The organism is Lysobacter sp. HA18, assembly GCF_054057595.1.
The window spans coordinates 906481-921128 of the sequence record NZ_JBSRZL010000001.1 but is presented as its reverse complement, the minus strand read 5'-3'; the positions used below and the strand labels follow the sequence as shown (position 1 = coordinate 921128).

General features: G+C 67.8%; 16 protein-coding genes. 10 read left to right on the top strand and 6 right to left on the bottom strand.

Annotation, left to right across the window (positions count from 1 at the left end; translation table 11 throughout):
• Positions 1 to 77 precede the first annotated feature (77 nt).
• The 3 genes from wrbA to ACVWWW_RS04555 are packed head-to-tail and all read left to right on the top strand — an operon-like array spanning position 78 to position 1526.
• Positions 78 to 668 carry an NAD(P)H:quinone oxidoreductase gene (wrbA, locus tag ACVWWW_RS04565; RefSeq protein WP_027082390.1) on the top strand — a complete coding sequence of 197 codons (591 nt, stop codon included), beginning with the start codon at positions 78 to 80 and terminating at the stop codon, positions 666 to 668.
• Entirely contained in the window at positions 665 to 991 is a 327-nt protein-coding gene (locus ACVWWW_RS04560) for a DUF2069 domain-containing protein (protein ID WP_027082389.1), read from the top strand. Before wrbA ends, ACVWWW_RS04560 begins: the two co-directional genes overlap by 4 nt.
• A 46-nt stretch (positions 992 to 1037) precedes the next feature.
• Positions 1038 to 1526 (top strand): asparaginase domain-containing protein, encoded by a 489-nt coding sequence (locus tag ACVWWW_RS04555; RefSeq protein ID WP_027082388.1) that lies wholly within the window; start codon positions 1038 to 1040, stop codon positions 1524 to 1526.
• A 223-nt stretch (positions 1527 to 1749) separates the two neighbouring features.
• Here ACVWWW_RS04555 and ACVWWW_RS04550 read toward each other — a convergent pair whose 3' ends face one another.
• Both ACVWWW_RS04550 and sufT read right to left on the bottom strand, forming a co-directional pair.
• Positions 1750 to 3978, bottom strand: coding sequence for a pre-peptidase C-terminal domain-containing protein (locus ACVWWW_RS04550; protein WP_081671990.1), 2229 nt, complete (start codon positions 3976 to 3978; stop codon positions 1750 to 1752).
• Between the two features lie 609 nt (positions 3979 to 4587).
• A complete protein-coding gene (gene sufT, locus ACVWWW_RS04545) occupies positions 4588 to 5145 on the bottom strand; it encodes a putative Fe-S cluster assembly protein SufT (protein WP_027082386.1) in 558 nt (185 codons plus the stop codon).
• 98 nt (positions 5146 to 5243) lie between these two features.
• Between sufT and ACVWWW_RS04540 the strand changes: the two genes are divergently transcribed.
• The gene (locus ACVWWW_RS04540; protein ID WP_051234914.1) at positions 5244 to 5684 is read left to right on the top strand and encodes a hypothetical protein; all 441 of its coding nucleotides are present in this window, start codon (positions 5244 to 5246) and stop codon (positions 5682 to 5684) included.
• On the opposite strand, the gene ACVWWW_RS04535 is transcribed toward ACVWWW_RS04540, so the two are convergent.
• Together ACVWWW_RS04535 and ACVWWW_RS04530 are read right to left on the bottom strand one after the other, a co-directional pair.
• Positions 5647 to 7077 (bottom strand): NAD(P)(+) transhydrogenase (Re/Si-specific) subunit beta, encoded by a 1431-nt coding sequence (locus tag ACVWWW_RS04535; RefSeq protein ID WP_155914194.1) that lies wholly within the window; start codon positions 7075 to 7077, stop codon positions 5647 to 5649. The two genes, ACVWWW_RS04540 and ACVWWW_RS04535, sit on opposite strands and share 38 nt — an antisense overlap.
• The gene (locus ACVWWW_RS04530) at positions 7074 to 7373 is read right to left on the bottom strand and encodes an NAD(P) transhydrogenase subunit alpha (RefSeq protein WP_027082384.1); all 300 of its coding nucleotides are present in this window, start codon (positions 7371 to 7373) and stop codon (positions 7074 to 7076) included. Before ACVWWW_RS04530 ends, ACVWWW_RS04535 begins: the two co-directional genes overlap by 4 nt.
• Before the next feature lie 151 nt (positions 7374 to 7524).
• Here ACVWWW_RS04530 and ACVWWW_RS04525 point away from each other — a divergent pair, with 151 nt between their 5' ends.
• From ACVWWW_RS04525 to ACVWWW_RS04510, 4 genes are read left to right on the top strand one after another with little or no spacing between them, the layout of a single operon-like run.
• Positions 7525 to 7935: a hypothetical protein gene (locus ACVWWW_RS04525; RefSeq protein WP_027082383.1), complete on the top strand. Its 411-nt coding sequence runs from the start codon at positions 7525 to 7527 to the stop codon at positions 7933 to 7935.
• An 8-nt stretch (positions 7936 to 7943) separates the two neighbouring features.
• Positions 7944 to 8489 (top strand): RNA polymerase sigma factor, encoded by a 546-nt coding sequence (locus ACVWWW_RS04520; RefSeq protein ID WP_456998641.1) that lies wholly within the window; start codon positions 7944 to 7946, stop codon positions 8487 to 8489.
• The gene (locus tag ACVWWW_RS04515; protein WP_027082382.1) at positions 8486 to 8926 is read left to right on the top strand and encodes a hypothetical protein; all 441 of its coding nucleotides are present in this window, start codon (positions 8486 to 8488) and stop codon (positions 8924 to 8926) included. Before ACVWWW_RS04520 ends, ACVWWW_RS04515 begins: the two co-directional genes overlap by 4 nt.
• A 3-nt stretch (positions 8927 to 8929) precedes the next feature.
• Positions 8930 to 9346 (top strand): DUF3106 domain-containing protein, encoded by a 417-nt coding sequence (locus ACVWWW_RS04510; RefSeq protein WP_027082381.1) that lies wholly within the window; start codon positions 8930 to 8932, stop codon positions 9344 to 9346.
• Between the two features lie 44 nt (positions 9347 to 9390).
• Here ACVWWW_RS04510 and ACVWWW_RS04505 read toward each other — a convergent pair whose 3' ends face one another.
• Both ACVWWW_RS04505 and ACVWWW_RS04500 read right to left on the bottom strand, forming a co-directional pair.
• Positions 9391 to 10506 carry an NAD(P) transhydrogenase subunit alpha gene (locus ACVWWW_RS04505; RefSeq protein WP_036142226.1) on the bottom strand — a complete coding sequence of 372 codons (1116 nt, stop codon included), beginning with the start codon at positions 10504 to 10506 and terminating at the stop codon, positions 9391 to 9393.
• A 124-nt stretch (positions 10507 to 10630) separates the two neighbouring features.
• Complete coding sequence (locus tag ACVWWW_RS04500) at positions 10631 to 12979, bottom strand: DUF1631 family protein (RefSeq protein ID WP_027082379.1); 2349 nt, start codon at positions 12977 to 12979, stop codon at positions 10631 to 10633.
• Between the two features lie 104 nt (positions 12980 to 13083).
• Between ACVWWW_RS04500 and ACVWWW_RS04495 the strand changes: the two genes are divergently transcribed.
• Both ACVWWW_RS04495 and ACVWWW_RS04490 read left to right on the top strand, forming a co-directional pair.
• Positions 13084 to 13689 carry a nitroreductase family protein gene (locus ACVWWW_RS04495; protein WP_051234910.1) on the top strand — a complete coding sequence of 202 codons (606 nt, stop codon included), beginning with the start codon at positions 13084 to 13086 and terminating at the stop codon, positions 13687 to 13689.
• A complete protein-coding gene (locus ACVWWW_RS04490; protein WP_027082377.1) occupies positions 13689 to 14630 on the top strand; it encodes a 5'-3' exonuclease H3TH domain-containing protein in 942 nt (313 codons plus the stop codon). Before ACVWWW_RS04495 ends, ACVWWW_RS04490 begins: the two co-directional genes overlap by 1 nt.
• Positions 14631 to 14648: the final 18 nt, after the last annotated feature.

Here is a 14648-nt window from a genome sequence, read left to right as displayed (position 1 = left end):
CCTAACCGAACGGCCGGTGGCGCGGCGTCAGGCCGCTGCCGCGCTATCCTCCGCGTCCACCAACGCCACGCCTTCCGATGCCCGACGTCCTGATCGTGTACTACAGCCGCAACGGCTCGGTCGCGCGCCTTGCGCGGCATGTCGCGCGTGGCGTGGAAGAGGTCGAGGGCATGCAGGCGCGGTTGCGCACCGTGCCTCCGGTCGCGGTGGTCACCACCGCAGCTGCGCCGCCAGTACCTGAAGACGGTGCACCGTATGTCGACGCACGCGACCTGCAGGACTGCGCGGGTCTGCTGATCGGCAGCCCGACGCGGTTCGGCAACATGGCCGCGCCGCTGAAACACTGGATTGACGGGCTCGGTGGCGACTGGGCGAGCGGCACGCTGGTCGGCAAGCCCGCGGGCGCATTCACCTCGTCGTCGACGATGCACGGCGGGCAGGAGTCGACACTGCTGTCGATGATGCTTCCGCTGCTGCACCACGGTTGCGTGATCGCCGGTATTCCGTACACCGAGCCGCGCCTGAGTTCGACGCGCAGTGGCGGCACGCCGTACGGCGCGAGCCACGTCGCAGGCGTGCGCGACGATCAGCCGGTTGACGAGGACGAAGCGCATCTTGCGCGCGTGCTCGGGCGTCGCATCGCGATGCTCGCGGCGAAGCTCGCATGAATGCGCGCATGGTGCTGATGGTCGCGCTCGCGGCGCTCGCGCTGCTGTTCGCGGCATGGTTCGGAACGCGCGCCGAATGGGTCGCGCTGGCGGTGTTCGCGATTCCGCCCGTGATGTGCATCGCCGCGCTGATCGCGCGTGGCCGCACCGCGGCGTTCTGGTCGGGCGTGCTGGCGCTGCTCTGGTTCAGCCACGGCGTCATGGTGGCCTGGACGCGCCCGGCCGAGCGCGGCTACGCCTGGGGCGAGGTCGTGCTGTCGCTGGTGATCGTGGCGGCCGCGAGCATTCCGGGCCTGCGCTCGCGCTTCGCGCGGCGGGGCTGAGCGGGCGGCGTCCTATAATTCGCGTCCCCGACGTCTGGACCGCGCCATGGATTCGCTCTGCATCGTCACCACCGGCGGGACGATCGACAAGATCTACTTCGACGACAAGTCGGATTTCCAGGTCGGCGAGCCGCAGATCGGGCGCATCCTCGAGGAACTGGGCGTCGCGTTCCGCTTCAGCGTGATCCCGATCCTGCGCAAGGATTCGCTGCACATCACCGAGGCCGACCGTGAGCTGCTGCGCGCGACGATCGCAGCGCAGCCGTCGCGCCACGTGCTGGTGACACATGGGACGGACAGCATGGTGCAGACCGCGCGCGTGCTGGCGTCGCTGACCGACAAGACCATCGTGCTGACCGGCGCGCTGAATCCGGCGCGCTTCCGTGGCTCGGATGCCGAGTTCAACATCGGTACCGCGGTCGGCGCCGTGCAATGCCTGCCGCCGGGCGTCTACATCGCGATGAACGGGCGCATCTGGGACCCGATGAAGGTGCGCAAGAACGTCGACGCGAACCGGTTCGAATCGATCGATTGATCGCGTGAACAGGCGACATCAAAAACCCGGCCATGTGCCGGGTTTTTTGTGTGCGTCGCGCACGGGCATCCAGCGCACGCTGACTGCAACGCGAGTTCGGTTGCGCTGCGCGAGACGACACGCCGTGTAGTTCACTCATCGCGCCCACAAAAAAGACCCCGGCCGCGAGGCCGGGGTCTTGATGTGCAGCGACGGGGCCGGCCGAAGCCGGCGCCCGGTTACATCAGTTGATGGTGCCCTTCAGCGTGACACCCGAGTACGCAGCGTAGGCGCGGACATTCACGTAGTACGTGCCAGCAGCCGGCGCGTTGATCGTGCAGGTCTCGGCGTTGCCGCTGAGGTACGGACGGCAGGTGTACGACGTGGTCGTCGGGGCGGAACCCGCCTTGACGTACAGGTCGGCATCACCCGTGCCACCCGAGATCGTGAACACGACGCTGGTCTTGCCGGCCGGCACGCTCAGCGTGTAGTTCGACGAGACGCCGCCGGTCGCAACGGACGGCAGGCTCACCGGCACGCCGCTGGTCAGCACCGTGCCGCCACCGCCACCACCACCCGTGGTGTAGCTGCCCTTCAACGTGGCGCCCGAGTAGGCCGCGTAGCCGTGCAGCAGGACGTAGTACGTGCCCGCAGCCGGAGCCGCGATCGTGCAGGTCTCGGCGGTGGTGCTGCCTTCCGACTTGCAGGTGTACGACGTGGTCGTCGGAGCCGAACCGGCCTTGACGTACAGGTCGAGGTCACCCGTGCCACCCGAGGTGGTGAACACCAGGTTGGTCGCACCGCTCGGAACGGCCAGCGAGTAGAACTTGTCGCTGCCGGCCGCGCCGGAGATACCCGTGATCGGCGTGCCGTTGGTCATCGGGGTGGTCGTACCGCCACCACCGCCACCGCCGGCGCAGCTGACGCCCACGACGTTGAACGCCGCGGTGACGTCCGCCTTGTTCAGGCCGAGATCGGTCGCTGCCGTTTCAACACCGCAGGCGCCGGAGTTGAACGTGCTGCTCGCGGTCCAGTACACGGCGTTCGCGCGGGCGAACACCTTGAACGCGGTCGGGACGCTCCAGCCGGCCGTCTTGGCCAGGGTGCAGAACGCCTTGTTGTAGACGCCGGACGAGTAGTGGACGTCGAGGCCGCTGTTGTAGTTCGCAGCGTTGTCGATCGAGCCACCGTCCTGCGTCGGGTTGCACATGTAACGCAGCGCGCCGGTGTTCTTGAAGATTTCGGTGCCGACGTTGAAGTCGGACGAACCCTTCCAGTAGTACTCGGTCGCTTCGCCGCCCATGTCGGAGAAGGCTTCGTTCATGCCGCCCGACTGGCCGGAGTACGTCAGGTTCGAGTGCTGCTCGGTGAAGCCGTGCGAGACCTCGTGACCGGCGACGTCCGCGCTGACCAGCGGATAGAACGTCGTGGCGCCATCACCGAACGACATCGTGGCGCCGTCCCAGAACGCGTTCTCGTAGCTGGACGAGTAGTGCACGCGCATCACGAGCTGGAAGTTCAGCGCGTTGTAGCCGGTGTACGCCGGGTACATGTTGGTGATCACGCCGCCGAAGTAGTGGGCGTCGTTGATCGGCGAGTACGCGCCGTTGATGGCCTTGTAGGTGTTGCGCGGGCAGGTGTACGTGTACGCCGTCGTGCTGGTCGTGCCACCGTTGAGGTTGACCGACTTCACGTTCGTGTTGTTCATCGTGCAGGTCGTGCCCGACTGCGCGACGTCGAGGTAGCCGTAACGGCCGCCCGAACCCCACTCGTACTGGCCGGTCTTGGCGTTGCCGCCAGGGCCCGTGCCGACGAGCGCGGTGGTCAGGCCTTCCCAACGCTTCAGCACCGTGCCGGTGTTGGCGTCGACAATGATGAAGGGACGGGTGGCGTCGCCGCCGGTGCCCGAACGATCGGCGAAGTACGACACGACATACGCGCGGTGCGCGTGGCCGGCGTCGTCGACGTAGATCATCAGGTCCGACTTCTCGTTGCGCGTCGCCATCTTGGCGATGCCCTGGCCGAGGCCGACGCGCTTGCCGACGTCGAGCGCCTGCGCGCTGGAGAGCTTGACCGCACCGGCCGGGATTTCGGCGGCGAGGCCGTCGACCTTGCGGCCGAACATCGACTTGACCGCACCGTTCTGCTCGGAGACCGCGATGTTCTCACCGAACACCGGGATGCCGCGGAACGTCTGCTGGTAGCGGTAGTGCTTGGTGCCGTCGCGATCCTGCACGAGGCCGATCTGGTTGAGCGACGACAGCGAATCCATGCCGATCAGTTCGGCGTGGCGATCCTTTGCAGCAGCGGCGACGCCGAGCGTCGCGGTGGCGGCCTTGTACTGGCCGGCAGCCTTGGCGATCGAAACCTTCTGCAGGTCGATCCGGGTAGCGGCGCCTGCGCTGCCCGCGGCGAGCGCGAGGACCAGCGGGGACAGCGCGAGGAGACAGGAGCGGGAAGTCGAGTGCGACATCGGAGAGAAATCCTTGGACGTGGGAACGCCGGAAGGTGGACGGCGAAGCCCCGGGTCTGACTCATACGAAGCAAACTGGGGCACGGGCGGACGCGATCCGTCTGCGTCCGTCCAGCGAAGGTGGATGCGTCCCCGGCCCTTCACGCAAAAAAGTTTGAAATTTTTTGTCCGGTCCGATGAGCGGTTTACGTTACCGAACGTAACCTGCTGATTTTCAAGACCGTCGCCGCGCCCGTTATGGCTTTGTGAAGCCTTTTGCGCGCCGTTTTATGGCGCGTCGCAGCATGAAATTGCGACAGTAGCGTGTCCGGCGTCCACAAATTTTGCCGTTGTCGTTCCAGATCGGGCGACCGCGCGTCCGGCCGCTCAAGCGTGCTGACGAACGGCTTTATGCGGCCCTTCTGCCTATCCGACGCAAGCCGCGAAAGGCTTTTGGCGACACGGCTACCCCGCCCGCACATCGAGCATGCGCCTTTCGCCCCCGGGAGGGGCCGCCGCAAAACCGAGGGCACAGCCGACGCGTGCAGCGACACACCAGCGCGAATGAATCGCGCCGGTACGTTCGGACATGAATGGATCGCTGCCGGCGTGTCGCCCGGCTCCACTGCCTCAGAGCATCCCGGTCTCGAGACGCGCGACCTCGGACATCATCGAGCGGTTCCACGGCGGGTCGAATACCAGCTCGACGTCCGCGTCGGTCACCGTCGGGATCAGCTCGAGCTTGTCGCGGACGTCGGCGACCAGCACGTCGCCCATGCCGCAGCCCGGCGCGGTCAGCGTCATCTCGACGCGCACAACGCGCTCGCCGGGCTTTTCGTCGTTGCGCTCGACGTCGACGTTGTAGACCAGGCCCAGGTCCACCACGTTGATCGGGATTTCCGGGTCGAAACACGTCCGCAGCTGCTGCCAGACGAGCTTTTCGACCGCTGCGTCGTCGGCGCCTTCCGCGAGTTCCAGCGGGGACGGCGGCTCCTTGCCGATCGCGTCGGCGTCGCGGCCGGCGATGCGGAACAGGTTGCCTTCGACGAACACGGTGAAGCTGCCGCCCAGCGCCTGGGTGATGTAGCCGACGCTGCCGGCCGGCAGGTTCACGGCCTCGCCTTGCGGCACGAGCACGGCGGCGCAGTCGCGCTCGAAGCGGACGGGTTCGCTGGAACGGGAATACATCGGACGTGTCACCTTTTAACTCGGACCATTCTAGTCCACTTTCGCGGCCCTTCCCTGTCCGCCGGCTATCCTGTGCGGCCGCTGTCCACGACGATCCGATGCCCCTGCCCCGCTCCGCCTGGCTCGCCTGGTTCCTGCTTCCGCTCGTCGTGTTCGGCTTCGCCGCGCTGTGGACACTGGCCGCGCTCTATTCCAGCCGCCAGTGCAGCTTCATGGCGGTAGTCGGCGCGGTGGACGTGCTGTGGGTGCTCGGGCTCGCGCCGACGCTGCGGCCGGGCATGCGCGCAGTCGCCGCGACGCTCGCCACCGTCGTGATGGTCGCGCTCGCGAACTGGGCGATCATCGCGATCAACGTGGGCGTGCCGCTGGGCAGCGGCACGATCGAGGCGCTCGGCAAGCTCGGCGTGCATCACGCGCAGACGCTCGCGGGCCTCGCGAACGACTGGCGCGACGCGGTGTGGGTCGTGCTCGCGCTCGCCGTCGCCTGCGCCTGGCCGGCGATCAGTGCCCGCCGCCGTCCAGCGTCTTCAGCTCACTGACAAGCGCCGCCGCCATCTCGGCGCCGTCGCCGAACAGCATTCGTGTGTTGTCCGCATAGAAGAGCGCGTTCTCGATGCCCGCGAAGCCGGTGCCGCGGCCGCGCTTGATCACCACGACGTTCTTCGCATCGATGACATCGAGAATCGGCATGCCGTAGATCGGGCTCGCCGGGTCGGTCTTCGCGACCGGGTTCACCACGTCGTTCGCGCCGATCACCAGCGCGACGTCGGTGTTCTTGAACTCGGGGTTGATGTCGTCCATGTCCGCGATGAGGTCGTACGGCACGCCGGCTTCCGCGAGCAGCACGTTCATGTGGCCCGGCATGCGGCCCGCGACCGGATGGATTGCGAACTTCACCTTGACGCCGCGATCCATGAGCTTCTGCGAGAGCTCCCAGATCTTGTGCTGCGCCTGCGCGACCGCCATGCCGTAGCCCGGCACGATCACAACGCGCTCGGCGAAACCCATCAATGCAGCGACATCGCCGGCTTCGATCGGCTTCTGGCTGCCGGTGATTTCCTGCGCTTCGCCGCCACCGCCGAAGCTGCCGAAGATGACGCCGCTGATCGGGCGATTCATCGCCTTGGCCATCAGTCGCGTCAGCAACATGCCGGCCGCGCCGACCATGGTGCCGGCGATGATCAGCGCTTCGTTGCCGAGCACGTAGCCTTCGAACGCGACGGCAAGACCGGTGAACGCGTTGAACAGCGAGATCACGACGGGCATGTCGGCGCCGCCGATCGGCAACGTCATCAGCACGCCGACCAGCAACGCGCCGACGAAGAACGCGATGATCGGCGCGAGGCCGTACGACGTGCCATCGACGGTATTGCCGAGCCACATCACCGCGAGCACGCCGGCTGCGAGCGTCGCGAGGAACACCAACGCGTTGAACGCCTGCTGGCCCGGGAACGTGTAGCGCTTGTCCATGCGCCCGTCGAGTTTGGCCCACGCGATGACCGAGCCCGACAGCGACACCGCGCCGATCAATGCACCGATGACTGCGAGCACAACCGACGTCATCGACGTCGCCGGCTCACCCGCGTTGAGTCGCAGCAGTTCGACCGCACCGATCGCCGCCGCCGAGCCGCCGCCCATGCCGTTGTAGAGCGCGACCATCTGCGGCATGTCGGTGATCGCCACCTTCTTGCCCGACACCCACGCCGCCAGCGTGCCGATCACCAGCGCCAGCACGATCAGCGGCAGGTTGTGCAGGCCGGGCAGAAGGAACGTGGCCGCCGTGGCGATCAGCATGCCGGCGCCGGCCCAGCGGATGCCGCTGCGCGCGGTCACCGGCGAGGCCATGCGCTGCAGGCCCAGCAGGAACAGCGTGGCGGCGACGAAATAACTTGCGGACGCGAGCAGCACGCGCGGATCCATGGCGCCGCTCATGCGCGACCTCCGGGCTTCCGCGAGGCCTTGAACATGTCGAGCATGCGCTCGGTCACCACGTAACCGCCGGCGGCGTTGCCGGCGCCGAGCAGCACGGCCAGGAAGCCGATGGCTTTCTCCACCGTCGTGTCGGCCTGCCCCAGCACCACGATCGCGCCGATCAGCACGATGCCGTGGATGAAGTTCGACCCCGACATCAGCGGCGTATGCAGGATCACCGGCACCCGCGAGATGATCACGTGGCCCGCGATCGCCGCGAGCATGAAGATGTACAGCGCCACGAACCCGTCGCCCATGCTCCCCTCCACTGCCCCGTTCGTTCCATCATAACGATGGCTGAATTCTTCCGGGCGTTCGTCAACCCGGGTCGAGGCCGGGCGTTTCCGTATGTGCTGCGCGGCACATCACCGGGACGCCGGTCCACGACATGACCAAGGAGAGAACGCCATGAAGAAGATCGTCGCTTATGCCCTGCCCGCGCTGATCGCCGTGCTGCCGGTCGCCCATGCCCAGTCCACCCAGGACCGTGGCGACCGCATCGAACACCGCCTCGACCAGAAGGGCGATCGCATCGAGGACCGCCTGGACGCCCGGGGCGACCGCATCGACCAGCGCTTCGACAACAAGGGTGACCGTGTCGAACAGCGCTTCGACAACCGCGCCGCCAAGGCCGAAGCCGCGGGCCACGAGCAGCGCGCCGCGCGTCTGGAGCGCGAAGGCGACCGCGCCGACGCCCGCCTCGACCGCCGCGGCGACCGCGCCGAGAACCGCCTCGACGCCCGCGGTGACCGCATCGACCACCGCCTCGACCGCAAGGGTGAGCGCATCGACCGCCGCTGGGATCGTCACCACGGATGACGCTCCCGATGGCGCAGGCCCTCGAGGCCGAGGTGGATGGCGGTGAGCCGCAGACGCTCGATGCATTCCTTGCATCGATCTCCGGCCGCGCCTTCCGCTTCGCCGAGATGGGCCTGCGTCATCGCGACGACGCACTGGATGTGGTGCAGGACGCGATGGTGAAGATGCTCGCCTACGCGAACCGGCCGCCGGCGGAATGGACGCCGCTGTTCTGGAGCGTGCTGCGCAGCCGGATCATCGATCTGCAGCGCCGCCGCACGTTCCGCCTGAAGTGGCTCGCGCCACCGCCGGCGGACGACGAAGGACCGATCGACTGGGCGGATCCGGGACCGGATCCGTCACGGGCGAACGATTCGCGCGAGGCGTACGAACGCCTCGTCGAAGCCCTGCAGGGCCTGCCCGCGCGACAGCGCGAAGCATTCACCCTGCGGGTGCTGGAAGAACTGGACGTCGAAACGACGGCACGCGTGATGGGTTGCAGCGATGGCTCGGTCAAGACGCACCTGTCGCGCGCGCGAGACGCCCTGCAAAAGAAACTGGAGGATTTCCGATGAGCATGCACGACAACGCCGGTGACGCTTTCGACGCGCGCGCCCGCAGCGTCCATGCGGCGTCGCTCGACCAACTGTCGGCGCGCGTCAATGCGCAACTCGCGCAGCGTCGCCGCGCCGCGTTGAAGGGCGAGACGCGGCGCAGTTCGCACGGCGTGCTGCGCTGGGCAGGCGTCGCCACTGCGGGCCTCGCGCTCGCGCTGGTCGTGCAGCTGCGTCCGCCGGGGTCCGGTGCGGGCGGCGTGTCGCATCGCCAGGTCGCAGCGACGAACACGCGCGTTGCGGTGAATGCATCGCAGCCGCGCATCGCTGCGGTCACGCCGTCGCCGGCGACGCGCCTGCCGACCGCAACGGACGCGGACGTCGTCGCACCCGACCTCACCGAAGATCCCGAGTTCTACCTGTGGCTGGGCGCCGAGCGCTCGGCGCAAACGGAGTAAGCCATGAAGCGTTTCGCCCTTTCCCTCGCCCCGGTCGCGCTGCTTCTCGCGGCGCTACCGTCGCACGCGCAGAGCACGACGGCCGCACTGCCCGACTGGGATCACCTCACGCAGGCGCAGCGCGACATGCTGATCGCGCCGATGCGCGAGCGCTGGAATGCGAGTCCGGAAACGCGCCAGCGCATGTTCGGCCACGCGCAGCGCTGGAAGACGATGACGCCGGACCAGCGCAAGCAGGCGCGACACGGGCTCGCGAAGTTCCAGGACATGTCGCCCGCCGAGCGCGAGCAGGCGCGCGCCGCGTTCGAGCGCTTCCGCTCGATGTCACCTGAAGACAAGAAGGCGTTGCGCGAAAAACTGCGCGGGATGACGCCGGATCAGCGCAAGACGTGGCTGCAGTCGCAGTCGGCGCAGCACTGATGCATCGCGACGGCTCGATCGTATCGATCCGTCGCTGATCGGACTCAGGCCGCGGCGATCGCGGCCTCGGCGGCGCGTTCCGGCCACACGGTTTTCGCGAGCAGCTCGTCGCTCCAGTCGAACGACATCGCGCCGCCGTCGAGAAACAGGCTGACGAAGTTCAGCACATTGCGTGCGTACATCTCGCTCGCATGCACCGCGCCCATGCTGGCCAGCCCGAGCGGCCCGTCGACGACGACGCCACCGACGTCGACCGTCTGACCGGGCACCGTCGCCTCGCAGTTGCCACCGCTTTCCGCGGGCAGATCGACGATCACGCTGCCGGGCTTCATGCCGGCGACCATCGTCGACGTCACGATCTTCGGCGCGGGTCGGCCCGGGACCGCAGCGGTACAGACCACGACATCGACCGAGCCCAGATGCGCACCGAGCCGCTTCTGCTGCTCGGCGCGTTCCTCGTCGGTGAGCGCACGTGCGTAACCGCCCTCGCCTGCCGCACTGACGCCGAGGTCGAGAAACTTGCCGCCCAGCGATTCGATCTGCTCGCGCGTTTCGGGGCGAACGTCGAAACCTTCGACCTGCGCACCGAGGCGTTTCGCAGTCGCGATCGCTTGCAAACCTGCAACGCCAGCGCCGATCACCAGCACCTTCGCCGGCCGGATCGTGCCCGCGGCGGTGGTCAGCATCGGGAAGAACCGCGGGGCAAGCGTGGCGGCGATCAGCACCGCCTTGTAGCCCGCCATGCCGGCCTGCGAACTCAGCACGTCCATCGCCTGAGCACGCGTGGTGCGCGGCAGGCGCTCCAGTGGGAACGCGACGATGCCGCGATCGCGGATGAGCGTGCCGCGCGATTCCGACGCTTGCGGCGCCAGCAGGCCGACCAGCGTCGCGTCGGGCTTCATCGCGGCGAGTACGTCGTCGCCGGGCGACTGCACCGCGAGCAGCAGGTCGCCGTCGCCGATGATGGATGCAGCGTCCGCGATCGTCGCGCCGGCCTGTACGTAGGCATCGTCGACGAACCCCGCGCTCGCACCGGCAGTCGATTCAATGCGGACCTGCGCGCCGCGTGCGACCAGCTTGCGCACGGTCTCGGGCGTCGCCGCCACGCGTCGTTCGCCGGGCGCGCGCTCGCGCAGGATGCCTACTGTCACTGCCGTCATGCGCATGCTCCGTCGGTGCTTCGACGCATCGTAGCGGGCAATCGCGGCGGGCGGCAGTTCGTTTCCGATCGCCACAAAACGAAAGGGCGGCCGAAGCCGCCCTCCGTACCCCGAACGCCGAGGCTCAGTTGCCGCCGACGGCCTGCAGCTGCTGCTGCAACTGCTCCATCGCGGCTTCGAACGGCGACTGGCCGGTGGCGACCGTCAGGCGGCCTTCGGCGCCAAGCAGCGCGAGTTCCTCGACGCTGGCAGCCAGCACGCGCATGCCGCGACGGTTGACCAGCAGCAGGCGCGAGGTCAGCGGGCTGACCCAGGCGACCTTCGCCGAGATCGGCTCGCCCTGCGCATCGGACATGCGCACCCACGAACCGACTTCGAGCTTGCGGATCTTCGCCACCCACTGCGGATCGGCGCGCAGTGCATCCGTGCCGCCAGCGAGCCAGAGACGCGTTTCCTGCTCGGGCTCGTCACGCACCGGTGCGGGCATGGCGCGCACGCGACGCGAGGCATCGGGATCGGCCAGGCCGCGCACGATGCCGGCAAGGCCGTGGCTCGCGGCGGTGGCGTCGAGACCGGACGATGCGAGGCATTCGGTCAGCGGCTCTTCGAGTTCGAGCAGCTGGCGTACCAGCGCATCGCCATCGGCGCGCGAGGCCAGCATGTCGGCGTGTGCAAGCGCGTCGCCCATCGCGATCGCGTCACGGAAGCGCACGCTGTCCTCGCCGTCGCGCAGAAGCGTCTGCACCAGATGGTGGCGCCACGGCGTGACCAGGAAATCGCCGACCGCCTGCGTCAGCGGCGTCTGAGCAAGACGACGCTGCAGCACGGTGTCGGCACGCGTACGCGCCTGCGCCAGACGCTCGCGGCCGTAGCTCGCCTTCGCTGCGCGCTGCTCCTGCAGCTCGACGCGACGACGCTGCTGCGACAGCAGGTCCTCGAGTTCGGCGTAGGCCATCTCGAAGACCGAGAGGTCCTCGTTGAATTCGACGACGATGCGCTGCGACACGGCCGATGCGCGCTCGAGAAGCTCGCGCTCCTGCGGCGTCGAACCGGTGTTGTCTTCGCAGGCCTCGGTCAGCGCATCGAGCAGTCGACGCGCCGGATGGCCGCGCTCGACAAACATCGAGTCATCGTTGATCGCGACCTTCAGGTACGGCAGCACCAGGCGCGCATAGACGCGACGCGCACGGTCCTGCAGCGCATGCGTGCGGAACAGGGATTCGAACAGCAGCGCGACCATGTCGACCGCGTCCTCGTCCTCCGCGGACAGCGCGGTGTATTCGGGATGCAGGCCCATGCGACGTGCGCCTTCGGCGAGGTAGCTGCGCATTGCATCGGAAAGCTTGCCGGTGACGCCAAGCGCGCGAGCGAACACATCCGGCGGCTCGGCCTGCAGCACCGACGCGATGCTGCTGATCTCGCGCGGCTGGAATTCGCGTAGCGCGGGCGCCGCACCGAAGCCGCCTGCCCCGATGCCTGCGCCAGCACCCGTCGGTGAGAAACCGGGAACGCCGTACTGCAGCCCGACCGGCGCCTGCGCCAGCGTGCGCACGCCGCCATGCTGACGCTCCATGCGCCAGATGCGCAGCTGCTCACGCAGCGGCTCGAGTTCGGTGGCATGGCGATGGCCGCCAAGGCCATCGCCCAGCGCCCGCTGCTGCGGCGCCTGCGAATAGGACGGCGCCTGCGGATGCATCGGCATCTGCGGCGCGTACTGCGGGCTTGCCTGCGGCGCACCGTAAAAAGACGGCTGCGTCTGCTGCGTCTGCTGCGGAGCTTCGACTTCCGGCTCCGGCAGTGGCGCGGGCTTTTCGGCCTCTTCGCGGTCGAACTTCGCCAGCACGGCCGGCGACCACGCCGACATGCCGTAACCGGCGCGCGAAAGCACGGCGCCCAGGTTCGGATAGAGCGCGTCGAGCAGCGGCACGAGCTGCTGCTGGAACTGGCGGAACAGCACGCGGCCGAGCGGTTCGGACACGCCGGCGTTGCTGACGGATGCGATCAGCGTCGAGCACAGCTTGCTTGGCGACACCGGATTGGCGCCGGCCGGCACGCGCATGGCCAGCGCGAGCTCTTCCATCTGCGTGCGCAGCGCCTGCAGAGGCTGCTGATAACGCTTGTCGAGGATTTCGGTGAGCGCCTGCGCCTGGAGGTGCAGGTCGATCATCTCTTCCTCTATCAGGCCGAGCGTGATGCCCGACCGGATGAAGGGATTGCGGAATTCGTCGAACGCCTGCGCGATCTGCTGGCGGAAGTTCATCGTGTCGGACGCACTGCGCGTGCGCAGGACGTTGAGCCCGGCGAGCTCGTGATACGCGTCGGGGCCGGCCTCGGCGAGTTCCTTCTCCGCGGTGACGTAGAGCGCGGTCGGGAAGGTTCCCAGGCGCTCGACCGCAAGCCGCTTCAATGCTTCGAGCACGCGCGCCGGGTCATGGCGCGGATCAATTCCCTGATCGAAAAACGGGCTGGTCACTTTTGCTACTCCAGCAGGTGTCGCCGCTATAACGGGTTCGACTGGATATGCAGGATAGTGGCAATCTGCGTCACTTCCTGACTTCCTTTACCGATCTGTGCGCCATGTCCCAAGCGACCGAAACGACGCCGACAGGCGGTGATTTCCAAGCGTTGAACGTGCTCGACGCGCGACGCTCCGTGCCTGCGATGCAGTTATGTGACCCCGGTCCCGATCATGCGCAGGTGATGCGCATGCTTCGCTCCGCGGTTCGTGTCCCCGATCACGGAAAACGCGTGCCCTGGCGTTTCGTGCGCATCGAAGGCGCGGCGCGCGAAGCGCTGGGCGAGCGCCTGGCCACGCGAAGCCGCGAGCGCGATCCGGGTGCCAGCGATGCGGTGATCGAGAAGGATCGGCAGCGTTTCCTGCATGCGCCCGTGATCATCACCGTCGTCGCCGACCAGGGCGAGGACGCGAAGATTCCGCCCGGTGAGCGTCTGCTCAGCGCGGGCTCCGTATGCTTTGCGTTGTTGCAGGCGGCGCAGGCGCTCGGGTTCGGCGCCGTCTGGCTGACGGGCTGGGCCGCCTACGATCCCGCGATGCGTCGCGTGCTCGGCGTCGCGGACCACGAAGTCGTCGCCGGCTTCATCCATATCGGATCGATCCGCCAGCACGCGCCCGAGCGCGACCGCCCCGACCCCGCGCTTCTGCTCACCGACTGGACACCCTAATGACACCCGCGTCGACGACGCTCCGCACCCTGCATCTCGTCGACGCCAGCGTCTACGTGTTCCGCGCGTGGCATTCGATGCCCAACGAGTTCACCGACTCGGACGGCTGGCCCACCAACGCCGTGCACGGCTTCGCGCGTTTCCTTCTGGAATTGCTCGAACGCACTCGCCCCGAGCATGTCGTGATCGCCTTCGACGAAGCGCTCGACAGCTGTTTCCGCAATCGCGTCTATCCGGCGTACAAGGCGAATCGCGACCCCGCGCCGGACGAACTCAAGCGCCAGTTCGCGGCCTGCAAGTCACTGTGCGTGGCGATGGGCCTGACCATCCTCGGGCACACCGATTACGAAGCGGACGACCTCATCGGTAGCGCGTTGCATGTGGCCCGTGCGCATGGCTTCCGCGGCGTGATCGTGTCGGCGGACAAGGATCTGTCGCAGTTGCTCACCGACGACGATGAGCAATGGGACTTCGCGCGCGCTCAGCGCTGGAGCGCGGCGGGCGTGCCGGCGCGTCACGGGGTTCGCGCCGACCAGATCGCGGACTACCTTGCACTCACCGGCGACGCGATCGACAACATTCCTGGCGTGCCCGGCATCGGCGCGAAATCGGCGGCGATTCTGCTTGGACACTTCGGCACGCTGGACGAACTGCTGCGTCGCGTCGAGGAAGTGCCGTATCTCTCGTCACTACGCGGCGCCGCACGCTGCGCGCAGCAGCTGAAGACGCATCGCGAGCAGGCGTTGCTGTGCCGCGAGCTCACGACCATCGCGCTCGACGCGCCCTGCGAAGGTGCCGATGCGCTGTTCCGTCGCGGCGAGCCGCAACGCGAAGCGCTGCTCGATCTCTGCGAACGCCTGCGCTTCGGCCCGCTCACGCGCCGCCGCATCCACGCCGCCTGCGGCATCGATTTCATACCCGTGGCATCCGAGACCGTCTAGCATCGGCTGCAGGAATCG

Bases quoted from the DNA above. Each gene is read 5' to 3' on its own strand.
- wrbA (WP_027082390.1), top strand. From the start codon at position 78: ATGCCCGACGTCCTGATCGTGTACTACAGCCGCAACGGCTCGGTCGCG.
- ACVWWW_RS04560 (WP_027082389.1), top strand. From the start codon at position 665: ATGAATGCGCGCATGGTGCTGATGGTCGCGCTCGCGGCGCTCGCGCTG.
- ACVWWW_RS04555 (WP_027082388.1), top strand. From the start codon at position 1,038: ATGGATTCGCTCTGCATCGTCACCACCGGCGGGACGATCGACAAGATC.
- ACVWWW_RS04550 (WP_081671990.1), bottom strand. From the start codon at position 3,978: ATGTCGCACTCGACTTCCCGCTCCTGTCTCCTCGCGCTGTCCCCGCTG.
- sufT (WP_027082386.1), bottom strand. From the start codon at position 5,145: ATGTATTCCCGTTCCAGCGAACCCGTCCGCTTCGAGCGCGACTGCGCC.
- ACVWWW_RS04540 (WP_051234914.1), top strand. From the start codon at position 5,244: ATGCCCCTGCCCCGCTCCGCCTGGCTCGCCTGGTTCCTGCTTCCGCTC.
- ACVWWW_RS04535 (WP_155914194.1), bottom strand. From the start codon at position 7,077: ATGAGCGGCGCCATGGATCCGCGCGTGCTGCTCGCGTCCGCAAGTTAT.
- ACVWWW_RS04530 (WP_027082384.1), bottom strand. From the start codon at position 7,373: ATGGGCGACGGGTTCGTGGCGCTGTACATCTTCATGCTCGCGGCGATC.
- ACVWWW_RS04525 (WP_027082383.1), top strand. From the start codon at position 7,525: ATGAAGAAGATCGTCGCTTATGCCCTGCCCGCGCTGATCGCCGTGCTG.
- ACVWWW_RS04520 (WP_456998641.1), top strand. From the start codon at position 7,944: ATGGCGCAGGCCCTCGAGGCCGAGGTGGATGGCGGTGAGCCGCAGACG.
- ACVWWW_RS04515 (WP_027082382.1), top strand. From the start codon at position 8,486: ATGAGCATGCACGACAACGCCGGTGACGCTTTCGACGCGCGCGCCCGC.
- ACVWWW_RS04510 (WP_027082381.1), top strand. From the start codon at position 8,930: ATGAAGCGTTTCGCCCTTTCCCTCGCCCCGGTCGCGCTGCTTCTCGCG.
- ACVWWW_RS04505 (WP_036142226.1), bottom strand. From the start codon at position 10,506: ATGACGGCAGTGACAGTAGGCATCCTGCGCGAGCGCGCGCCCGGCGAA.
- ACVWWW_RS04495 (WP_051234910.1), top strand. From the start codon at position 13,084: ATGTCCCAAGCGACCGAAACGACGCCGACAGGCGGTGATTTCCAAGCG.
- ACVWWW_RS04490 (WP_027082377.1), top strand. From the start codon at position 13,689: ATGACACCCGCGTCGACGACGCTCCGCACCCTGCATCTCGTCGACGCC.